13 protein-coding genes are annotated in these 21,966 nt (G+C 62.3%); 9 read left to right on the top strand and 4 right to left on the bottom strand.

The annotated features are described in order from the left end of the window. Nucleotides 1-47: 47 nt before the first annotated feature. From M2390_RS09285 to M2390_RS16200, 7 genes are all read left to right on the top strand, one after another. The gene (locus M2390_RS09285; RefSeq protein WP_259178187.1) at nt 48-1,058 is read left to right on the top strand and encodes an FHA domain-containing protein; all 1,011 of its coding nucleotides are present in this window, start codon (nt 48-50) and stop codon (nt 1,056-1,058) included. Continuing rightward, the gene (locus tag M2390_RS09280) at nt 1,015-2,478 is read left to right on the top strand and encodes a serine/threonine-protein kinase (RefSeq protein WP_259178186.1); all 1,464 of its coding nucleotides are present in this window, start codon (nt 1,015-1,017) and stop codon (nt 2,476-2,478) included. The genes M2390_RS09285 and M2390_RS09280 overlap by 44 nt, the downstream gene beginning before the upstream one ends. Continuing rightward, the gene (locus M2390_RS09275) at nt 2,475-8,306 is read left to right on the top strand and encodes an Ig-like domain-containing protein (RefSeq protein WP_259178185.1); all 5,832 of its coding nucleotides are present in this window, start codon (nt 2,475-2,477) and stop codon (nt 8,304-8,306) included. The genes M2390_RS09280 and M2390_RS09275 overlap by 4 nt, the downstream gene beginning before the upstream one ends. Nucleotides 8,307-8,379: 73 nt before the next feature. Further along, complete coding sequence (locus M2390_RS09270) at nt 8,380-9,345, top strand: MoxR family ATPase (protein ID WP_259178510.1); 966 nt, start codon at nt 8,380-8,382, stop codon at nt 9,343-9,345. Between the two features lie 716 nt (nt 9,346-10,061). Beyond that, nucleotides 10,062-10,754 (top strand): DUF58 domain-containing protein, encoded by a 693-nt coding sequence (locus M2390_RS16205; RefSeq protein WP_396822834.1) that lies wholly within the window; start codon nt 10,062-10,064, stop codon nt 10,752-10,754. A 29-nt stretch (nt 10,755-10,783) separates the two neighbouring features. After that, nucleotides 10,784-13,084, top strand: coding sequence for a transglutaminase domain-containing protein (locus tag M2390_RS09265; RefSeq protein ID WP_259178184.1), 2,301 nt, complete (start codon nt 10,784-10,786; stop codon nt 13,082-13,084). Between the two features lie 77 nt (nt 13,085-13,161). Next, the gene (locus M2390_RS16200; RefSeq protein ID WP_396822907.1) at nt 13,162-13,440 is read left to right on the top strand and encodes an FHA domain-containing protein; all 279 of its coding nucleotides are present in this window, start codon (nt 13,162-13,164) and stop codon (nt 13,438-13,440) included. A gap of 12 nt (nt 13,441-13,452) precedes the next feature. Here the strand turns inward: M2390_RS16200 and M2390_RS09260 are convergent, their stop codons facing one another. The 4 genes from M2390_RS09260 to M2390_RS09245 all read right to left on the bottom strand — a co-directional run bounded on the left by M2390_RS09260 (nt 13,453) and on the right by M2390_RS09245 (nt 19,161). Further along, complete coding sequence (locus tag M2390_RS09260; RefSeq protein ID WP_259178183.1) at nt 13,453-13,779, bottom strand: hypothetical protein; 327 nt, start codon at nt 13,777-13,779, stop codon at nt 13,453-13,455. Beyond that, nucleotides 13,766-14,311 carry a hypothetical protein gene (locus M2390_RS09255; protein WP_259178182.1) on the bottom strand — a complete coding sequence of 182 codons (546 nt, stop codon included), beginning with the start codon at nt 14,309-14,311 and terminating at the stop codon, nt 13,766-13,768. Before M2390_RS09255 ends, M2390_RS09260 begins: the two co-directional genes overlap by 14 nt. A gap of 211 nt (nt 14,312-14,522) precedes the next feature. After that, complete coding sequence (locus M2390_RS09250; RefSeq protein WP_259178181.1) at nt 14,523-15,308, bottom strand: alpha/beta fold hydrolase; 786 nt, start codon at nt 15,306-15,308, stop codon at nt 14,523-14,525. A 94-nt stretch (nt 15,309-15,402) separates the two neighbouring features. Next, nucleotides 15,403-19,161: a multifunctional oxoglutarate decarboxylase/oxoglutarate dehydrogenase thiamine pyrophosphate-binding subunit/dihydrolipoyllysine-residue succinyltransferase subunit gene (locus M2390_RS09245; protein WP_259178180.1), complete on the bottom strand. Its 3,759-nt coding sequence runs from the start codon at nt 19,159-19,161 to the stop codon at nt 15,403-15,405. A 283-nt stretch (nt 19,162-19,444) separates the two neighbouring features. On the opposite strand from M2390_RS09245, the gene M2390_RS09240 reads away from it, so the two are divergent. Then, nucleotides 19,445-20,893 carry a hemolysin family protein gene (locus M2390_RS09240; RefSeq protein WP_259178178.1) on the top strand — a complete coding sequence of 483 codons (1,449 nt, stop codon included), beginning with the start codon at nt 19,445-19,447 and terminating at the stop codon, nt 20,891-20,893. Next, nucleotides 20,890-21,954 carry a hemolysin family protein gene (locus M2390_RS09235; protein WP_259178176.1) on the top strand — a complete coding sequence of 355 codons (1,065 nt, stop codon included), beginning with the start codon at nt 20,890-20,892 and terminating at the stop codon, nt 21,952-21,954. Before M2390_RS09240 ends, M2390_RS09235 begins: the two co-directional genes overlap by 4 nt. Nucleotides 21,955-21,966 lie beyond the last annotated feature (12 nt).

Below are 21,966 nucleotides of genomic sequence, written 5' to 3'. Positions count from 1 at the left end.
ATGCCGTTCAAAACTACATAATCGCGTTACCTGGGGGAGGGGTACTAATGACGCAAATGACGACGGTCTGGGAATACCCCACCCTCGTGCACCTTCTGCGGCACCATATTGATGCCAACGAATTCACCATGATTTCTCGAAGCTTCAACGCTGTACAGATTGGTTTGGGTTCACACCTGTGGATTCGGGCTCGCGATGCCGACGGGAAACTTTTTCGGCTTGAGGGCCAGGACGCGCTACCTCACGCGCTTTCGGCTATCGTCGAGGTCGTGATTGGCAGCTCGACCCCGGTCGAGGAGATCACGATTGTCGATCCCGCAGATGCAGACGATCGGAATGACGCGGAGGCTACCGTGCTCGGTGCTCGCGAGCACCTTAGTGACCCCGGTGTCCCAGACTCCGCTGTATTGGAACCCGATGCGGATGCGACCGTGCTGGGCGTTCGCCGCGTCGGTGTGGATGCGGACGAGACGGTGCTGAGCGTTCATCGTTCGAACCCGGATGCTGAAAGTGATGCGGATGCGACCGTGCTGGGGTTCTCCCCTTCGGCGGAGGACGTGGACGCTACCGTTTTGGGACCACGTAGGGCTCACCCGGGTATCTCGCTCGGCAACGCCACATCCGAAGTCGACCACACGGTTCTTGGCATGAGGATGCCAGCGCAGGCTGGCGAGCATGCAGTAGATATCTCGCTACCCGTAGCATTCGCCCTGATCATCGAATCCCAGGGGCGAAGCCAGAGCTATCAGTTGGCGACCTCGGCCATTATCGGACGTGCTCCGAGCCGGCCGCGGGACCCTGAGTACCGAGACGCACTCCTGGTCTCCGTCGCGGGACGACGGTCCGGAATTTCCAGTAACCACGTGCAGTTTCGCCGAGAGGGACCGCACGTTCTTGTGCGCGATCTGTGGACAAGCAATGGCACCATTATTGTGCCGGCGTCCGGGACACCGTACCGGTTACGTTCGGGCGATGAGGTGCCCCTCCCCACCGATGCTCGCGTAGACCTCGGCGATGACATCATCATTCGAATTGGAGTTCTCGATCATGGGGCGTAGGCTTCCTGCCCAGCCACCGGTGCTGCCTGGCTATACCTATCTCCGTGCCCTGGGCGTCGGTGGTTTTGCCGATGTCTACCTGTATGAGCAGGCACTTCCGCGGCGGCAGGTTGCCGTTAAGGTACTTCTGCCAGGTGTCTCAGACGAGGCAATGCGGCGTATGTTCCTGGTTGAAACGACGCTCATGGCTCAGCTGTCCTCCCATCCTGCGGTCCTCACCGTGTACGAGGCAAATGTTGCCTCCGATGGGAGGCCTTACCTTGTCATGGAGCACTGCCCCACCGGATATGGAGATCGATTCCGCGCCGAGAACCTTTCTCTTGATGAGGTATTGGCGACCGCGATTGCCACCGGTGGAGTGCTCGAGACGGCTCATCGTAGTGGCATCCTGCATCGTGATATCAAGCCCGCCAACATCTTGACCACCGCCTACGGAAAGCCAGTTGTCGCAGATTTCGGAATCGCCTCAACCGTTGCACAGGCCGAAGGAATGCAGGCGGTTGGACTATCCATTCCCTGGTCTGCGCCGGAAATCGTGTCGGGAGAAACCACAGGCACAATCCGGAGCGAGGTATGGGCGTTTGCCGCCACCGTCTATGCGTTGCTGGCCGGAAGGTCACCATTCGAGATTCCAGGGAAAGACAATTCAAGTGATGCCATCGCAAAACGGATTCTTTCCCGAGAACGCGTCGCCCGAATTGAGCGCAATGATATTCCCGAAGAGCTGCAACTCGCGCTCGCTCGTGGGCTGAGTAAGAATCCGGATGCACGGCCGGAGAGCGTACTGGATCTGCTCAGAACTCTGCAGCTGGTAGAAAGTGGCCTGGGGTTGCGGCCGAGCCCTGTGGATATTCTGCAGTCTCGAGCGATTGACTCCGAAAGTTTTGAGCGTGAGGCGCGCGGCGACGATAGTGCACTCGAGCGGCGGAACGACCCCACACGTCGAGCCCGGACCACTCGCGTGCGGAAGGATTCTCGCCGCGGAGAAACCACCGGGAGTGCCAGCGCCTTCTCGGAGAGTGATGCCGCTCAAACGGTCCTTCGCGCGGCACCAGTGCCCCAGCCTCGCAGACCGACTCGACTTCTTATCGGGCTGGGCATGCTTTCCGTGGTGCTCATCGGTGGGGCCGCCGTGTACCTAGCCACCAGCCGCGGATCCGACGAGATCCCGATGGTCACAGGTATCGAGAGTGCGGTGACCGCGGATTCCATCAGCTTTGCGTGGCCTGCCGAGACGCTCACCGATGACGACGAATTTCTTGTTCGCATCGACGGAGGCAGCGGCATTAGACAGCGTGCAGGGACACTCGATCTGGCGCGTTCGGAATACCCTCGCCGCGTGTGTATTACGGTGACCGTCGTTCGTAATGGCAGTAACGGACCGGTGAGCCGTGCGGCCTGTGCGCGAGGTTCGGAATGATGCGTAAACGATCACGACGATCCGCCGTCACTGCCCGTCGACCTCGACCGACCACCGTCGCGGTTGTCTCTTCTCTCGTTGTTATTGCACTCGTCGTGGTGGCCGTGGTGGTAAGTCATGGATTTGAGCGACTTGCACCACAACTCGAGAGTGGTTCGGTCTGGGTATCAAACGGTTCTCGCGCGCTGGTAGGCCAGGCGAATACAGAGATTACACGACTTAACACCGCGTTTGGAACGTCTGCGGGTGATACCCAAATCCTTCAGGATCCCACCCATGTGACGCTCTACAACAGTGGGGAAAACACTCTGGCCCTGGTTGATCCTGCCCTGGCAACGGTGACCGAAACCGTGCCCCTACCTGCAGGCCGCCCGCGGGTCGTCGATGCGGGTGACACCGTTCTAATCTACCTTCCTGAGAGCGGTGATGTGTGGCGAAGCTCGGTGGATGACCTGCGTAACTTTAGCGCGGTTTCCGCCCCGGCCCTCAACATCGGAGCTGATGCGGTCCTGGGTGCCGATTCTGCGGGGAACTATGCGGGATACAGCGCCAAGAGCGGGAAGCTCGTCACGGGCTCCCTTCGTGACGGTGCTCGGCCGGGCACAACCACTATTCGGTTTTCAGGCAAGGTTGATCGTGCCCAGGTGAGTGTGATCGGAGGCGAGCCTGTGGTTTTCAACCCCGGATCTGCCGAGATCTGGAGCTCGGGAAAAATCGGCAAACTTGCGGAGCTGAAATCCGACGCGAGCACGGCGAAACTCTTGGCCTCAACCGCGGCTTCCTCCCAAATTCTGATTGCGTACTCGTCCGGGGTGCTAGCCGTTGAACCCGGTGCGGAGCGGGCTGAACGAGTTTTTCGAACCGCGGCTGTTTCCGGTTTACCTGCCACACCCGTCCGCGTTGACGACTGCGATTTTCTTGCCTGGTCGGATGGGCAGGCGCTGCGTTCATGCCGAGGGAGCGATGTTCGGTCGTTTACTCTGGCGGGCAGCGCTCCCGCAGATGCTCCGGTGATAGCGGTCAATGCCAGCTCGGTTGTCGCTAATGATCCAGGCACTGGATCCACCTGGGAACTACGACGCAATGGTGCGCTGATCAATAATTGGTCGGATTTTGTGGATGATGAAGTGTCCACGGAAACAGTCGAAAACGAACGCGACGTTCCGCCGGAGATTGACCCACAACAAAAGCCTCCGATCGCCGTTGACGACGCGTTCGGCGTTCGCGCTGGTAGGGGAAATGTGTTGCCCGTATTGCTGAATGATAGTGATCCAAACGGTGACCCCTTGATCATCTCGGCCGTCACGGAGATTAGCCATGAGGTGGGACGGCTGAGCGTGGTCGAAAACGCGCAGAAGATTCAATTCACTCCCGGGCCAGAAATGCCCGCGGTGCTTTCGTTTGGATACACCATTGATGACGGGCACGGTAATACCGATTCTGCGACCGTCACGCTCACACTTCGATCGCCCGAGGAAAACTCTCCGCCTGTTCAGGTACGACCGACTCGTAGCTCGGTGGCTGCTGGCGGGACCGCGAGAATTTCGACCCTCGATGACTGGGTGGATCCCGATTCTGATCCCCTCTACCTCGCCAGTGCAAGCACCGGGGATCCAGATTCCGTGTCTTACTCACCGGACGGGATCACGCAGTTTACCGAGGCTGGGGGGAGTGGCGAGACGCGCAGCGTTGCGCTCTCGGTGTCTGATGGAACCACGATCGGTACTGGACTGGCCACGGTAACCGTAGGAGCTCCCGGCAGCGTTCCGCTCCTCGCTGAGTCTTTCACCGCGACAGGATACGCCGATCAAGAAATCGCGGTGCGGCCGCTGGATAATGTGCGCGGAGGAACCGGTAAAGTGACCCTGACCGGTGTGTCTTCGGAGGGCAACGAGGGGGCGGTTCTGATTAGCCCGGACTATTCCTCGGGGACATTCACGTTCTCGGCAGGAAAACCCGGTAACTACCTTGCCGAGTATTCGGTGACAGACGGCAACCTGACCGCCGCTGGAACCGTGCGCTTCGCCATCATGCCCAAGCCTGAGGGAGAAAGCATCCCCATCACGGTCCCGGTTACCGCGTTCCTCTACCTTCAAAACACAACCCTGGTGGATGTGCTTGCCCCGGCGAGTGATCCTGCGGGTGGCGTACTGACGATTTCATCGGTCAGTGCACCACCCGAGGGTTCGGGAATTACCGTTGAAATTCTTGAGCACCGCATGCTTCGGGTCACGTTAAAGTCAAGCTTGAACGGTGCGCCCGTTTCCCTAGGATTTGTCGTCTCGAATGGATCGACCACGGCCGACGGTACCCTGACTCTGATTGAGGTTCCCGAACCTGGGCGCTTGCAACCCCCGGTCGCAAATCCCGACGCCGTAGAGGTCCGGGTGGGTACGGTTGCCGAAATCCCTGTTCTTGATAACGATGTACAGCCCAACGGCAAACCGCTGACGCTTGTCGAGACGCTATCGCAAGACCTTGGCCCAGACGAAGGAACCCTCTTTGTGGCCGGAGATCGTCTGCGTTACTTGGCTCCGCGGAATCCGGGTACCTATGTGGCTCGATATCGAGTTACTAGCACCGATGGACAGTGGGCAGAGGCTTCGGTGACCCTGACCGTGCGGGAAGTCGACGCGGCAAACAACCGCCCGCCCGCGCCGCGTTCGCTGGTTGCTCGTGTTGTTGCTGGGAAGTCTGTGAAGATACCCATCCCCTTGGACGGCATTGATCCAGATGGTGATGCGGTCACCCTGACTGGTGCTTCCTCTGCGCCTGCTCTGGGCGCGGTTTCAGGAACCGGACGTGATTACATTGAGTACACAGCCGGTGCGTACTCGGGCGGCACGGACAGTATGGAGTACACGGTAGTTGACGCGCTTGGCGCGACGGGCACCGGAACCATTCGCATCGGGGTTATCCCGCCCGGCGGGGCCGCGGGAAATCCGGTGGCCATGGACGACCTGGTCGCAACGCGTCCGGGTACCAGCCTGAGCATTCCGGTCCTGGACAATGACTCAGACCCCGAGCGCGGCGAGCTCACCATTATCTCCGTGGAACCCGGATCGGGAGTAACGGCCGAGGTCCGGTCCAACGAGGTTTCGGTGACGGCTCCGCGCACGGCCGGGTCCTACGGAGTCCTCTACACGATTCAGAATCCGCGTGGTGGGCGAAGCAGCGCGTGGCTGTATATCCAGGTCGCCGACGATGCACCGCTGGCACGACCCCATGCGCGAGATGTGGTGCTCTCCGCGCAGGACATCGTAGGCAGAGATCGAGTCCTGGTAGACCCGTTGAAGCAGGTTACCTTTGCTGAGGGCTCAACTCGAGAGCTTGATCTCCGAGTGGAACAGGGCTTTCCGAGCGCGACCGTGACCGAGGCAAGACGGATTGAGGTGACAATCGATGCGGCTCCGCAGATCATACCCTTCAGGGTGCAGCGCAAGGATGCCCCCGAGCTCTCTAGCATTGCATTCATCTGGGTACCTGGCAGTCGAGATACTCGGCCCGAGCTACGTCGTGACGCTCCGCCGCTGAGGGTCGCCAGCGGCGAAAGTTTGAAAATCAAACTTGACGACTATGTGGTCGTGGCCCGTGGCCGCAGCCCCAAGCTGAGTGACCCCGATGGTGTCAGCGCGAACCATTCAAATGGACAGCGTCTGGCCGACGGGCAGAGCGGAATCGTCTTTGTCTCGGCCACCGGCTATTTCGGACCCGCATCGGTGACATTCACGGTGGATGACGGATCCGGACGGGCGGGAAATAGCGCCACGCTCACCCTGCCCATCGAGGTGACGCCTGTAGAGGACCAGCCACCCGTAGTTAATGGCAGCGCTATCACCCTTGAGGCCGGTTCCGAACGTACGGTGGACCTTCAAGCGCTGACTGACGTCGCCAACAGCGATCGGCGTCCGAACCTGAGATTCACGGTAGACTCCGGAGATCGAGCAGTGGTGAATGCCCAGGTTGCTGGATCTGTGCTCACCATTCGCGCCGCCGATGGAGTCCAAACGGGAGCCCAGACGTCGGTGTTGGTCTCGGTGACCGATGGGCAGCTAGCCGGCAAGTCCGGGGCGATTAGCGTGCAGATCGTGAGTTCTACTCGACCATTGGTTTCACCGATCCCGGATAGCCTGGTCATTCGTCGTGGGACGAGCGACACGATCGATGTGCTGGCCAATGATGAGGCCACTAATCCTTTCCCCGGCAAGCCTCTTCGAGTTGTATCGGTCGCCGATGGAGTGTCCCTGCCCACCGGTATTCAGCTTTCACCCAGCGCGGATAAGCGGCGTTTGACAATCTCCGTCGATCGTGCCGGAAAGACCGGTGACGTGACGGTGCCCTACCGAGTAGCGGATGCCACCGACGACCCCAACCGCACGGCCACCGGGTATCTGAGCATCCGAGTCCAGGACGTCCCCGATGCTCCGGGTGCGCCCAGACTGGTCTCATCAGATGTGGCCACCGCTAGCGCCGTCATCGCGATACCTCACGCATTCCCGAATTATTCTGACATTACGACCTATCGGGTGAGCGCGGGAGAGGGTGGACCCCAGGCCGAGTGCGTGAACCCTGACGCATGTGTGATCAACGGGTTGCAATATGGTGTCGGATATCGATTCCGTGCGCAGGCGGTTAACGCTCTCGGCGCGGGAGAGTTTGGCGATTTGGGCGGCACCGTTCTGATCGATGGAACCCCCATCGCCCCCGCCGGTGTCCGGCTTGATGCTGCGGCCTCCGGAGATCGGCCTCGGCTAATTGCAACGTGGTCGCCTGGTTCCGGGGGAGCCCCGGGTTCGCCGATCGAATCGTATGACGTGCGGGTTAGCGGCCCGGGTGTGGAACTCTCACGGACAGTTGCGGCAACCGTGGGGACCCTTGAGATTGTGGATGGTGTCCAGGCCACGGCCAACTATACGTTGACGGTCGTTGCGAAGAATAAAACCAACCCAGGACCCGCGGCGTCTGCTCAAATGGTGGCAGTCGGTCCACCGATCCTTGGCGATGCTACGGCGGAAGTACCGAGTGATTCCCCGTCATCAACGATTATCGTGCGGTGGAACAGCGCAGACGGGCAGGGGTCGTCAAAACTCCGAGTCAGAGTAATGCGAAGCGATCAGAGCGTGGTGTGCGATCAGGAGGCGGGACTAACCGCGGGCAGCTGCACAGATAATCGCGGAGGTGTGGGATCAAGCTACACGGTAGAACTGTCTAACGGGCTCTTCAGCACGCAGAAAACAACCAATACGATTCAGCGTCCACCCACCGTGATCGGTGCACGGACAGAATCCGTGCTGGATGCGACCGGAGACACCCAGATTGATGTGAGAGATTTGCGTCTTGATAAGGATCTGGGGAGCTTCCGCGTGCAATACAGCGTGAGAGCAAATGGGCAAAACTCGGGATGGAACGATCTGAACGGCCTCATCCGACCCGCCCAGAACCTCTTCGGAACCAGCGTTGAGGTAGTGCTGAGAACTTGCCGCGGGTGGGGGAGTTTCTGGTGCAGTGACGAGTTCACCGCGACTTCCCCGGTGACCCCTCTGCACACTCGGGTCGACGTTCTTACCTGCCCCGTGCCGGGACAGGTGCCCACACTCCGTGGCCCCGTAAATGGTTCGGTTCCGGCCGCGCTGGAGGTTCGTTACTATGCCAACTCCGCGTCAGGGCTGACTCCGATAGGGCCGTGGAGCGCCGCTGATACTCCGGTCCCCTCACTCCCTGGAGGGGCCACATCGGTGCGTGTCGGGGCTCGAGCCACGATTCTCGGATATGCCTATGATCCGCCGCAGCTCCCCACGGCTGATTGCACACCCGAGCCAACCCCCTAAATTCGCAATTCCAGAAAACCATTCAGTAGTGATCGAGAAAGAGCACACCGTGAACGAGTCCACACCGGAGCCCATGACCGCCGAACAGGCGGGTTGGTTTGCCGAGAACTTTGATCGCCTGATCGGAAACGTAGAATCCGTGGTGTTGGGAAAGAACCACATTCTGCGACTGGCATTCACCACGATGCTCAGCGAGGGGCACCTACTTCTTGAGGATGCCCCAGGCACGGGGAAAACGTCACTGGCCCGGGCGATTGCACAAACCGTCGACGGTACCAGCAGCCGTATCCAGTTCACTCCTGATCTCCTGCCGGGAGATGTGACCGGCATGAGTGTGTACGATCAGGGGCGCGGAGTTTTTGAGTTTCATCCGGGTCCAATCTTTGCGAATGTCTGTCTTGCAGATGAGATCAACCGCGCCAGCCCCAAGACACAGTCGGCATTGCTTGAGGTGATGGAAGAATCCCGGGTGACCGTGGATGGCGAATCTCATCAGGTACCCGTACCGTTCATGACCATTGCCACACAAAACCCCATTGAGCAGGCAGGTACCTACCGTCTGCCTGAGGCTCAGCTTGACCGTTTTATGATGAAAACCTCACTGGGCTATCCCGATGCCGCATCGACCATGCGTATCCTTGAGGGAGTACGAGTGAGCGCTCATCACCGCAGAATCCCGGCAATTCTCGGCCTGGATATTCTCACCGAGATGGTACACGTGGCGAAACTGGTCCACCTTGAACCCGCATTGCTCGACTATGTCTCACGATTGGTTGATGCGACGAGATCCGCTCCCGAGGTGCGTTTGGGGGTCAGCATTCGTGGAGCCCTAGCCCTGTTGCGCGCCTCGATGACCTGGGCCGCCGCTCAGGGACGTACGTACGTATTGCCCGATGACATAAAACTCCTTGCCGAACCCGTATTTGCCCACCGTCTGGTGCTCGACCCCGAGGCAGAATTTGATGGGGTGAGCGGGAGTAGCATCATCGCTCGCGTCCTTCTTGAGGTTGTTCCGCCGGCAGAACGGGCACAGGTGTGACCGACGACCCGATTATTGCTCGCGCTCCGGAATATACTTCCGGGACTGAAACTCAGGGCTCGGTCACGAGCGGGCACATTACACACACCGGTTCAACGGCCTATGGCGCCACCGGGTACACCGCCAGGCGTCGAGCTCGGCGACGGTCCGTGTGGATTCGACGGGTACGACGGATCGCTCGCCGTTTTCGCCGATGGGTCCGTCGGCGGGCGAAGTTTGTGCGTCGCGTTACCACCCCCCTAGGCTGGGCGATACTTGGTGTGGGTGCGGCGAGTACGGTACTGGGGATCGGACTCGGATGGAGCGAGTTCCTCACCGTTGGGGTCACCCTGTGGGCACTCGTTCTGATTTCGATTCTGTTTTTGTTGGGTTCTCCAGGTTACGAAGTTGAACTTGAGGTTGCGCGCACTCGGACCGCTGTGGGTACGTCTGTACCCGGGAAGATACGACTACGTCGTGAACGTCACGGTGGCCTCTGGGGTGCGCGCGTTGAGGTTGTTATCGGGAACGAATCCGTGCCTCTTCTCGCGCCAACTCGGGGTGTCACTGGTGCCTCTCAAAGCGAATTTGAAGTACCTGCTCGGCACCGAGGCGTCGTTCAGGTTGGACCTGTTCGCACGGTGCGGGGTGACCCGGTCGGGCTGTTCCGGCGCACCCTGGAGTGGACCACCGTGGTTTCGGTTTATGTCCACCCCGAGACCACTGCGGTGCCCAGCATGAGTACCGGGTTTGTCCGCGATCTCGAGGGTAGCCCCACACGCGATCTCACAGCTAGTGATATTTCGTTCCACGCGCTTCGGGACTATCGTCCCGGAGATGAGCGCCGACACATCCATTGGAAAGCTACCGCGCGTACGGGTACGTTGACAGTTCGTCAGTTCGAGGAGACTCGGCGCAGCCACATTGTTGTGGCTCTGGCGAATTCGGCAGCCAGCTATGTATCCGAGACCGAATTTGAGCTGGCAGTGAGTGCGGTGGGCTCAATCGCGCTGCGCGCAATGAGAGATGGACGTGAGCTATCGGTGGTGACGGGTCCGTCGGCGGTCCCATCAGACGAAGACGCCCCGAGAGAACCTCGCTGGTTGAATACTCGAAGCTCGGGTTCGCTGCTTGATGAACTGAGTGAACTCGGGTGGAATGATAGTCCGTTTGGCTTGGGTGAGCTCTCGACCTTGGCCGCACAATCTATTCCCGGGGTCTCCCTAATCTTCCTGGTATGTGGTTCGGCGCCGAGCGTGCGCGAACTGCGCTCCTGGTCAATGCGATTTCCCTTGGGAGTGGAGGTCGCGGCGGTCATCTGTGCCCCTGGGCAGGTTCCTAAGATGAAACGAGTACAGGAACTCAGCGTGCTGGATATCGGATATCTCGATGACCTCCGGAATGCACTGGCTCGGACGGCAAACGTATGAATCGCCGGCAACGCAAACCCGCTCCGAGCGTGCACTGGTTTGAAAGCGTACTGCTGGCGCTGTTCCTTGGTGCGGCCGCGATGCCTCTGTGGTCGCTATACCAACACGTTTCGGTTATCTGGCTTGTTGCCCTGTCGGTGCTTGCCGGGCTCACGATCAGCACGATGGCGAGGATCTGGAAGTGGTCTGGCACTCGGGTCATGCTGGTTTCGCTCGGCGTTATGCTCCTTCTGAGCGTCCCGCTGGGAGTTCCGACCCGAAGCATAAGCGGCGTGCTTCCAAGCTGGGACGGCGCGCGAGAGTTTATCCTCGCGGCAGTATCTGGGTGGAAACAAATTGTGACAGTGGACCCGCCTCTGGGGAATTATCGCGGCGTCTTGGTTCCCGCCTTTCTTGTGTCCTATATCTGCGCAAGCGCGGCATTCTGGCTGTTAAACCGGGCGGGACGTGGCTGGGCGGTGTTGCCCGTTGCCGTGCTCTACATCTTTGCCATCGCCTGCGGACCCGAGGCCTCGTCCACCGCGGTGTTGAGCGGTTTACTTGTGATCGGTATCGGATTGGCTTGGGCAACGCTTCGGACCCTTGGAATGATGTCACCGTCAGGGGCTGGAGAGGGGAAATCGACGACGCGACCTCGCCGCGGTCGGGTTGCCGATCACTTTAGGCGGGGACTCGCTGCAGTGATTGTTGTGGGTGTTGCCGGGGTGACAGGTGGGCTTGTCTCGGGGGCTATCGAACCGCGCCTGGATCGTGACGTCATTAGGTCGCACGTCAAGGTTCCGTTTGATCCGAAAGAATACGTCAGCCCAATGGTGGCCTATCGAAACTCGGTGACGGTGCCGGAAAAGACCCAAGTTCAGTTTGAGATCGAGGGTGCCACCGCGGGAACGCGGATCCGACTTGCAACGCTTGATGACTATGACGGTCAGGTATTCTCCAGTGCATCCGGAACATCGGAAACCGCTGGTGTAGCGGGAGCCTACCAACAGGTGCCACTTCGACTGAACGATGTGTCACCGGGTAAGAGCGTCAGCGTTCGGATCACGATTGACGATTTGACGGGCGTGTGGCTCCCGTTGGTCGGAACACCCGAGACCGTGTCGTTCGCCGAGGAATCAACGAGGGAGCAGTTCTATTACAACCGGGTTGCGAATGCCGGTGTCCTTCGTCAAGGCGTCAGCAAGGGACTCACCTATACAGTCCGTGCGGTACTTCCGGGGACGCTCTCGGACGACAGTATCGCAGGAATTGTCCCGGGAGATGCCGCACAGGCGGAGTTGCCCGTGGTCCCTGAGGCATTGGAAAAAGCTGCCGCCGCGCAGTATTCCGCCGAGGATCCTCCAGCCGAGCGACTGCTCGCGGTAGCGCGATGGCTCCGCACCGGATATGTGAGCCATTCCGGTGATGGCGAACCATTTTCACGACCCGGGCACTCCGCGGGCCGGCTGAACCTACTCGTGGATGAAAGCCCGATGCTGGGTGATGCCGAACAGTATGCAACGGCTTTTGCCGTGTTAGCCCGCGGGTTAGGTTTCCCGGCAAGGGTCGTGGTGGGGTATGAAGTAAACGGGCCAAAGGTTGTCGGGGCAGACCTCACCGCGTGGGCGGAAGTGCAACGCTTTGACGGCAAATGGGTGGGAATCGATCCGGTTCCGGAAACACGTGAAATCCCTCCAGCCGAGGAGAAGCCCCTCGAGGCGCAACCTCAACCGGAAACGGTACTTCCGCCGCCTGCGGTCATCAAAGAAGATCCCCTCGATTCGCGAACTACCGATGATGACGCGGCACCGGAGGGCGAAATCCCTGCATGGATTCAGATGCTGCTCGCAATTTGGGGTGTCAGCTGGCCTATCCTGCTGGTGTTGTCGATACTCAGCCTTCCGCTCTGGGGCCTCATGCTCGTGGCGGCGCTGCGTCGACGCTATCGGTATCGGCAAGATCGAGCCCATCGCAGCGTGGCTGGAGCATGGGCAGAGGTTCGTGACATGCTCGTGGACCGTGGGAGCGTGGTCCCGGCAACACACACACGTTTGGAAACGGTCAGCGAATGGGGCATGGTGGAGCCCGGTGTGTCGCCGGAGGCGAAGGCAAGGGTACTGACCTTAGCCGAGCGGGCAAACGCGGCCGATTTTGCCCGTCACGTGGCCGACGCGGAGGAGGTTGAGTCATACTGGAAAGACCTCCGAGCTGGGGCAAAACTGGTGATGGCCAAGGACGGCCGCCGGTCACGGCTCGTCCGGCTCCTTCGGGCCCGCTCCATTCGTCGAAGTGCGAGCACAGGCTGGATGAAACTGACGACCTATCGGTTCCCGAGAAAGGACGACCATTGAACACACACGAGAGGTTTCACCTCGAGTTGGATTCTGGTGAACGTTTTGGGGTTTCTGGGTTTGCAGTACTTGGGCGTATGCCACATAATCACGGGCTCTCGGACGAGATCGACCGGGAGCCCAACCCTCAAATTATTGCCATAGAGGACACCGATCGTTCGATTTCTCGCACCCACCTTATTCTTGGTGTCTACAGTGATGAGCTGTGGGTCGCAGACGCCGCTTCGGGCAACGGCAGTGTGCTCGTGTACCCCGACGGAAATGCGTACCCATTAGACCCGTGGACCCGTTATGTGGTGGATCCAGGCTCCACCGTTCGGTTCGGAGATCGGTGGTTTCGCGTGTATTCGGCCTAACTCTGCGCGAGGTCAACCCCGGTCTCGGCGGTCGATGAGCGCCTGATCCCGTTTTCTGATGCGCGGGTACAGCGCCAGGAATCCCCAGGCGAGCACCAGACCGATCGGAATGCCCGGGACGCCGTTACCGGTCAGCCACAGCGAGACCAGGGTGCTCGAGAGCATGATGAGCGCAAACACCACGGTCGGCAGGATGGGACTGCGGAAACCGAGGAGACCGCCGAGCCCGGTGAGAAAACCAGCGGTAATCGACCCCGGCGGGCGCGAAGGTGCCGGGGCCGTGGACGGCACAGGGGTCTCGGGCGGCGCGTCGATCGAGCGCCAGCTAGTTTCCCTCATGGCTCATCCCTCCGCTTCCGGCAGCGGGACCGCGCACGCAGCCCTGCACGTAGCCGTTGATGAACGTGACCTTCGCCGAACCGGTGAAGTTGGCTGTGCAGTCCGATATGAGCTGGCCGATGAAAAAATCGGCTGTGGAACGCAGCCCGAACAGGGCCGAGATGGCCTTGGACGGCCAGCCGGGGATCCATCCTGCCACCAGGCCGATGGCTCCCGCGTAGCCGCCGGAATTTGCATACTCGTCGGAGAGCTGACGGGCGGCACAGGCGTTCAGTGTGACGATCTGGTAGAACGCATCCGGGGTCGCCCAAACGTCGCTACCCGTGCCGCGGGCGGTACAGCCCACGGCGGCGACTGCAGGTTCCGACGCCGTCAGCGGTACCGCGGCGATCAGCGAGAACCCCAGGGAGAGGCCCAGGAGAAGCGCCAGCAGGCGGGAGCGCGGACGCCGATCTCGGCCCAGTGCTATGCCACGTCCGGGCGGAGTTTCAAGCGTCGAAACGGGACGGAGAGAAGGGAGCTGAATGGTCATGAGAGAATCCCCCGATTCCTAGAAAGTGACCGTTGAGGGCACGCTACGCTCATGAATCGATGCCATACAAGTATTGCTTCTGGATGTGCGGCAACCGCACAGGAAGGAGGGTGCGGCAGTCCGCCTGGAGGCAGCCTCACTGCGCATACCGCCGGATACTGCCCAGATACGGTAACCCCTCGGACTCCGCCGGAAACCGCCCGACGTCGGGCTAGTGTTCCGCGCGCACCCGTGCCGCCCAGTCGCCGAGCAGCGCCGCGGTGAGCTCCGGCCGGTCGAGGTGGACGTTGTGGCCCGCGGCGTCCAGGGCGACAAAGGTCGCGCGGGGATAGTGGTCGAGGGTTGCCCAGGTGTCCCGGTAGCCCACCACATTGTCCTGCCGGGCGGTGAGGAACAGGGCCGGCCGCGTCCAGGGCTCGGGGGAGGCCGCCTCGGGTTCGATCGGGAGGGTGTAGCGGGCGGCGATCCGGCCCAGGCCGATTGGATCGACCGAGGCGAGGCCCGGCTGAACGTGCTCGAGGAAGGCGCGCACGTTCTCGGGACTCTGCACCACCGCCAACTCGGCGTAGGCGGAGGCCGCATCCCCGGCGAGGGCGAGAGCCTCGGGGTCGTGATGGAGAACCGTGGGTTCGGGGACATCGCGTGCCTCATGCCGGGAGACCACCACACCCACCACCGTGGCCAGGCCGATCACCCGGTCGCGGAAGCGGTGCGCGATCGCGCGGGCGATCATCCCGCCAAATGAGTACCCCAGCAGCGCAAAGGGCTCCGAGCCGATCCGCGCGGTGATCTCGGCGGCTACGGCGTCCACCATGTCCGCGGTGCTGCGCACCTTGCCCACCGGGGTGCCGGCGGTGCCGGGCAGATCCAGGTAGAGGCGACGCCAGCCGCCTGCCCGCTCAAATACCGGGTCCAGCGGCAGCAGACTGCGATGGTCCACCCCGAATCCGTGCAGCAGAATCAGCGGGGTGCCCTCGCCACGTTCAATCGCATGCATGCGCCCAGCCTAGCCGCGGGCACCGACGCGCCCCGACGCAGGGCGCAACACAAACGGCCCGCCGGAAACCGACGGGCCGTTTGTGTGCGCGAGCCTACTGCTCGAGTGCGCGGGTGATGATCGCCGTCTGCTCGGCGGCGTGACGCTTGGCCGACCCGGTAGCGGGGGAGGCCGAGGCGCGACGCGAGATCACGCGAACGCGACGCTCGGGCAACAGCTTGCGGGTCTCCAGGGCGATGAACGGCCACGCACCCTGGTTCTCCGGCTCATCCTGCACCCACACCAGCTCGGCGTTGGGGTAGCGCGCGGCGACCGCGGTCAGCTCGTGTCCGGGCAGCGGGTAGTACTGCTCCAGGCGCACCAGGGCGATCTTCTCGTCAGGGTTCTTTGCCAGCTCGGCGGCCAGGTCCCAGTGGATCTTGCCGGCGTGCAGCAGGACCCGGGTGACGGCGGCGGGATCGGTGATCCGTGCGTCGTCGATAACCGGCTCGAACTTGCCCGAGGTGAAGTCGCTGATCTCGCTGGTCGCTCCGCGCAGACGCAGCATGGCCTTCGGGGTGAAGACCACCAGCGGGCGGCGCGGACGTGCGTAGGCCTGACGGCGCAGCAGGTGGAAATAGCTGGCCGGTGTCGACGGACGCGCCACGGTCATGTTGTTCTCGGCGGCGAGCTGCAGGAAGCGCTCGATCCGGGCGGAGGAGTGGTCCGGTCCCTGACCCTCGAATCCGTGCGGCAGCAGCAGCACAACGCTCGAGCGCTGGCCCCACTTCTGCTCGGCCGAGGAGATGAACTCGTCGATGATGGTCTGCGCACCGTTGGCGAAGTCACCAAACTGTGCCTCCCAGAGCACCAGTGCGTCGGGACGCTCGACCGAGTAGCCGTACTCGAAGCCCATCACCGCGTACTCGCTGAGCAGCGAGTCGTAGATCCAGAATCGAGCCTGCGACTCGGAGAGGTTTGCCAGCGGCAACCACTCCTGGCCGCTCACCCGGTCGTGCAGGACCGCGTGACGCTGCACGAAGGTGCCGCGGCGGCTGTCCTGACCGCTCATGCGCACCGGGGTGCCCTCCATGAGCAGCGAACCCAGGGCGAGCAGCTCGCCGAAGCCCCAGTCCACGCTGCCGTTGCGGCTCATGTCCAGGCGCTTCTGCAGCAGCTGCTGCAGCTTGGGGTGCACGGTGAAGCCCTCGGGCTTGTTGTTGAACGCGTCGCCGATCTGGTGAACCAGCGCCTCGCTGACACCGGTCGAGGCGGGCTCGCCGGTGTAGCCGTCGTCCTCACCCTCACCCTCGGTGGGCAGCACCAGCACGTTGGAGGAGGTCTGCGCCGCATGGGTCTCCATGAACGCGCGTTCCAGGCGGTCCTGGAAGTCGCGGTGGGCGGCCTCGTACTCCTCCTGGGTGATGTCTCCACGGCCAACCAGGCCCTCGGTGTAGAGCTTGCGGACGCTGCGCTTGGCCTCGATCAGGTTGTACATCAGCGGCTGGGTCATCGAGGGGTCATCGCCCTCGTTGTGACCGCGACGACGGTAGCAGATCAGGTCGATTACGACGTCCTTGTGGAACTTCTGACGGAACTCGAAGGCGAGCTCGGCCACCCGGACCACGGCCTCGGGGTCATCCCCGTTGACGTGCCAGATCGGTGCCTGGATGGTCTTGGCCACATCGCTCGAGTAGGTCGAGGTACGACCCTCGCCCGGCGTCGTGGTGAAGCCCACCTGGTTGTTGACGATCACGTGGATGGTTCCACCGGTGCGGTATCCGCGCAGCTGGGACATCTGCATGGTCTCCAGGACCACACCCTGTCCGGCCATCGCCGCGTCACCGTGCACCAGGATCGGCAGCGTGGTGAACGTGCCGATGGGCTGACGGTCCTGCTTGGCGCGCACGATGCCCTCCAGGACACCGTTGACGGCCTCGAGGTGCGAGGGGTTGGCGGCCAGATAAACCGGCAGCTGCTCCCCGCCGGCACCGTGGAAGGTGCCCTCGGTGCCCAGGTGGTACTTGACGTCTCCGGAACCGGAGATGTTCTCATTGGTGCGTCCCTCAAACTCGCGGAAAATCTGACCGTAGGTCTTGCCGGCGATGTTGGTGAGGACGTTCAGGCGTCCACGGTGGGCCATACCGATGGCCGCGCCGTCGAGGTTTGCCTCGGCCGCACCCTGCAGGATGGCATCGAGCAGCGGAATAACCGACTCGCCACCCTCGAGGCTGAAGCGCTTCTGGCCCACATACTTGGTCTGCAGGAAGGTCTCGAAGGCCTCGGCCTCGTTGAGCTTGCCGAGGATGCGCAGCTGCTCATCGCGCGTCGGCTTAGCGTAGGGGCGCTCGACCTTGTCCTGCATCCACTGACGCTGGGCCGGGTCCTGGATGTGCATGTACTCCAGGCCGATGGTGCGGCAGTAGGAGTCGCGCAGGATGCCCAGGATGTCGCGCAGCTTGGCGGTCTGAGTGCCGCCGAGGCCGCCGGTGACAAACTCGCGGTCCAGGTCCCAGAAGGTCAGGCCGTGGCTGGAGATGTCGAGGTCGGGGTGGCGACGCTGGACGTATTCCAGCGGGTCCACATCGGCCATCAGGTGACCGCGCACGCGGAAGGCGTTGACGAGTTCCTGGACCCGGGAGGTCTTGTTCAGGAAGCCGCTGACATCCACCGAGATGTCCGGTGCCCAGTGAATGGGGTCATAGGGGATGCGCAGGGCGGCGAAGATGTCCTCGTAGAAGTTACGCTGACCGAGCAGCAGCTCGTGCACACGCTTGAGGAACTCACCCGAACCCGCACCCTGGATGACGCGGTGGTCATAGGTGGAGGTCAGGGTGATGGTCTTGCCGATGCCCAGGTCCACCAGCGTCTTGGGGCTGGAGCCCTGGAACTCTGCCGGGTAGTCCAGTGCACCGGCACCGATGATGCAGCCCTGGCCCGACATCAGACGCGGGACCGAGTGCACGGTGCCGATACCGCCGGGGTTGGTCAGCGAGATCGTGGTGCCGGCATAGTCGGCCATCGTGAGCTTATTGTTGCGTCCACGCTTGATGAGGTCTTCATACGCGGAGAGATACTCGCTGAAGCTCATCGTGTCGGCGGCCTTGATCGAGGGAACCACGAGAGAGCGGGTTCCGTCGGGCTTGGGCACGTCGATTGCGATACCCAGGTTGATATGTGCCGGAGCCACAACGCTCGGCTTGCCATCAACCTCGGCGTAGTAGACGTTCTGGCTCGGGGTCTCCTTGATCGCCTGGATCAGCGCCCAGCCGATCAGGTGGGTGAAGGACACCTTGCCACCGCGGGCGCGGGCCAGGTGGTTGTTGATGACGATGCGGTTATCGATCATCAGCTTGGCCGGGATGGTGCGCACGCTGGTGGCGGTGGGCACGGCCACCGAGGCGTCCATGTTCTTGGCGAGGGTCTTGGCCAGACCCTTGAGCGGCGTGACCACGTCCTCTGCGGGCTCCACCGCGGGGCTGGTGGCGTCGGCGTCGGGCTTCTTTGCCGGACGCGGGGCCTGCGCGGGGATCGGGTTCGCATTGGGCTGATGCGCGGTGGTGCGTGCCACCGGCTGTGTGCCGGTGGTGGGGGCCGGGGGCGCGGGTTGCGCACCGGTCGGCTGTGCCGGGGCCGATATTGCCGGCACCGATGTTGCCGGGGCTGATGTCGCAGGGACACCACCGCCGACCGCTCCGGTCTGCCCGGCTTGTTGGCTCGTGTGGAAGGCCTCTAGCGTGGGCCACCACGACTCATCCACCGAGTTCTTATCCGCTAAAAATTTCTCGTAAAGCTCCTCGACCAACCACTCGTTGGCCCCGAACTCTCCGGACGAACCGTCCCCGGCTCCGACTCCGGTCAACTGGCTTGACACCGCCAGACCACCACTCTCTCCGTGACATTTGCGAACTCAGCGACGTAGGTTGCGACGCTGCATATCTACTGCACAAGCCTAGACCTATTTTGGGCGTGCAGGAATGTTCGGGCCCGGTGAGGTGAGAAATCCACTCCGGGTCTTGTCACGCAGACAATTTGTGGACTTTCTGGTGCGGGGTTCGGCGCGGTTTGTTATGCTATTTGGCACAATGGATGACCCTCCTCGATCTCTCATGCCCGGCCACCTTCGACATAGACACGCCCTCACGGCGGTGATCTAAATGTCGGAATGGGTGCTGCTGGGCATCGGTTTGTTGCTGACGGTAGGTACCGGATTCTTCGTTGCCTCCGAATTCGCCTTGGTGAACCTCGATCGTTCCGATCTTGAGGCCCGACGCGACCGTGGTGAGCAAAAGCTCACCCGCACCATTGGCGCGCTGCGCCATACTTCTACACACCTCTCCAGCGCGCAGCTGGGCATCACGCTCACCACGCTGCTCGCGGGTTACACCCTGGAGCCCGGAATTTCGCGGCTGCTCGCCGATCCCTTTATTAGCTGGGGTGTGAGCGAGGACGCGATCGGGCCGATCTCGAGTGTGGTGGCCATCGTGATCGCCACGCTGATCTCGATGGTGATCGGTGAACTGGTTCCCAAGAACTTCGCCCTCGCGTTGCCGCTGGCAACCGCGAAGGTTGTGGTGCCGTTCCAGACCGCCTTCACCGCAATCTTTCGACCCGCTGTACAAGTCCTGAACGGAAGCGCCAACGGCGTGTTGCGCTCGGTGGGCATCGAGCCCAAGGAGGAACTCTCCGGGGCCCGAACCGCCGAGGAACTCTCCAGCCTGCTGCGCCGTTCGGCAGGGGCGGGAACCCTGGAAGAGGACACCGCGACGCTGCTGGATCGCACCCTGCGCTTCTCGGCTCACGACGCCTCCGATGTGATGACCCCGCGCCTGCGCGTGGTCGCCGCGTCCCGCACCGATCCCGCCCAGGCGGTCCTGGATCTCGCCCGCGAGACCGGATTCTCCCGCTTCCCGGTGATCGACACCGATATCGATGACATCGTCGGCATCGTCCACCTCAAGCACGCGGTGGGCGTCCCACGCGAGCGTCGCGCGGACGTGCCGGTGTCAGCCCTGCAGGTTGACGTACTGCGTGTTCCCGAGACGATGCCCCTGGACTTCCTGCTGGGCGAACTGCGTGGCCGTGGCCTGCAGATGGCCGTGGTGGTGGACGAGTACGGCGGAACCGCCGGCGTCGCGACCCTGGAAGACCTGGTTGAGGAAATCGTCGGCGAGGTATCCGACGAACACGACCGCACCAGCGCGGGCGTGGTGAACTCGGTGGAGGGTGTGCTCTTCCCGGGCAGCCTGCGCCCCGACGAACTGCGCGAGCGCACCGGCATTCTGGTGCCCGAAGAGGGCCCCTATGAGACCGTTGCCGGCTACCTGATGGCGATGCTGGGACGCGTCCCGGCAATCGGCGACGAGTACGCCGCCGAGCACGGCACCTTCCGGGTGGAGCGGATGGACGGCCACCGGATCGACCGGATCCGCTTCCGCAGCACCGAGCGCCTGGAATCCGATGCCGCCGCCACCGGCGATTCCGAGACCGTGGCCCCCGCGGTGTCCGACGCCGAAAACAGCGCCCCGCGCACCGGCGTCACCCTGATCCCGGAGGCCATCACCCGCCCGAATGACGACCCGACGGATAGGGAGGTGCAGCGATGAGTGACTGGGCCGGAATCGCCTGGCTGTTTATTCTGCTGCTGGGTAACGCCTTCTTCGTGGGCGCCGAGTTTGCGGTGATCTCCGCACGCCGCTCGCAGATCGAGCCGCTGGCCGAAAAGGGCAAGCGCAGCGCGATCACCGCGCTCTGGGCGATGGAACACGCGACCCTGATGCTGGCCACCAGCCAGCTGGGTATCACCGTGTGTTCGCTGCTGATCCTGAACGTGTCCGAGCCGGCGATCCACCACCTGCTGGGGTATCCGCTGGCGCTGACCGGTTTGCCGGACGGCGTGGTGAGCACGGTTGCGTTCATCATCACCCTGCTGCTGGTGTCCTACCTGCACGTGGTGTTTGGTGAGATGGTTCCCAAGAACCTCTCCTTCTCGGTGCCCGACCGCGCGGTGCTGATCCTGGCCCCGCCGCTGGTGTTCATCGCCCGCGTGTTCAAGCCGATCATCTGGGGCCTGAACTGGTTCGCGAACCTGGTCCTGCACGCAATGCGGGTGGTACCCAAGAACGAGGCCAACTCAACCTTCACCTTGGATGAGGTCGCCACGATCGTGTCCCAGTCCACCCGTGAGGGTGTGCTGACCGATAACTCGGGCGCGCTGACTGCGGCGTTTGAGTTCACCGGTAAGAAGGTATCCGATGTGGCGATCCCCACCGCCGAGCTGGTCACCCTGCCCGCGGGTGTGACCACCTCGCAGCTGGAGCGGGCGGTCGCCAAGAAGGGCTTCTCGCGCTACGTGATCACCGGGTCTGGTGAGGGGGAGGAACACGACCTCCTCGGCTACCTGCACCTCAAGGATGTGCTGCGCTTTGATACCGGTGGGGATGAGGATTCGCCGGATCAGCCGATCCCGCTGCGTCGGATTCGCCGGTTGATCTCGCTGCCCGAGACCCAGGACCTGGAGGACGCGCTGGCGACGATGCGTCGCTCGGGCTCGCACCTGGCCCGCGCGATCGACACCGAGGGGCAGACCACCGGTGTGCTCTTCCTCGAGGACATCATCGAGGAGCTGGTGGGTGAGGTGCACGACGCCACCCGCCGCGACACCTAGGTAAGTGTTAAA

Source organism: Mycetocola sp. BIGb0189 (genome assembly GCF_024810155.1).
Lineage (GTDB): Bacteria > Actinomycetota > Actinomycetes > Actinomycetales > Microbacteriaceae > Mycetocola > Mycetocola lacteus.
This window is presented reverse-complemented; position numbering and strand designations above follow the sequence as displayed.

What these genes read in the sequence shown, in the direction of transcription:
- M2390_RS09285 (WP_259178187.1), top strand. Translation starts at nt 48, where the DNA reads ATGACGCAAATGACGACGGTCTGGGAATACCCCACCCTCGTGCACCTT.
- M2390_RS09280 (WP_259178186.1), top strand. Translation starts at nt 1,015, where the DNA reads ATGACATCATCATTCGAATTGGAGTTCTCGATCATGGGGCGTAGGCTT.
- M2390_RS09275 (WP_259178185.1), top strand. Translation starts at nt 2,475, where the DNA reads ATGATGCGTAAACGATCACGACGATCCGCCGTCACTGCCCGTCGACCT.
- M2390_RS09270 (WP_259178510.1), top strand. Translation starts at nt 8,380, where the DNA reads ATGACCGCCGAACAGGCGGGTTGGTTTGCCGAGAACTTTGATCGCCTG.
- M2390_RS16205 (WP_396822834.1), top strand. Translation starts at nt 10,062, where the DNA reads ATGAGTACCGGGTTTGTCCGCGATCTCGAGGGTAGCCCCACACGCGAT.
- M2390_RS16200 (WP_396822907.1), top strand. Translation starts at nt 13,162, where the DNA reads ATGCCACATAATCACGGGCTCTCGGACGAGATCGACCGGGAGCCCAAC.
- M2390_RS09260 (WP_259178183.1), bottom strand. Translation starts at nt 13,779, where the DNA reads ATGAGGGAAACTAGCTGGCGCTCGATCGACGCGCCGCCCGAGACCCCT.
- M2390_RS09255 (WP_259178182.1), bottom strand. Translation starts at nt 14,311, where the DNA reads ATGACCATTCAGCTCCCTTCTCTCCGTCCCGTTTCGACGCTTGAAACT.
- M2390_RS09250 (WP_259178181.1), bottom strand. Translation starts at nt 15,308, where the DNA reads ATGCATGCGATTGAACGTGGCGAGGGCACCCCGCTGATTCTGCTGCAC.
- M2390_RS09240 (WP_259178178.1), top strand. Translation starts at nt 19,445, where the DNA reads ATGTCGGAATGGGTGCTGCTGGGCATCGGTTTGTTGCTGACGGTAGGT.
- M2390_RS09235 (WP_259178176.1), top strand. Translation starts at nt 20,890, where the DNA reads ATGAGTGACTGGGCCGGAATCGCCTGGCTGTTTATTCTGCTGCTGGGT.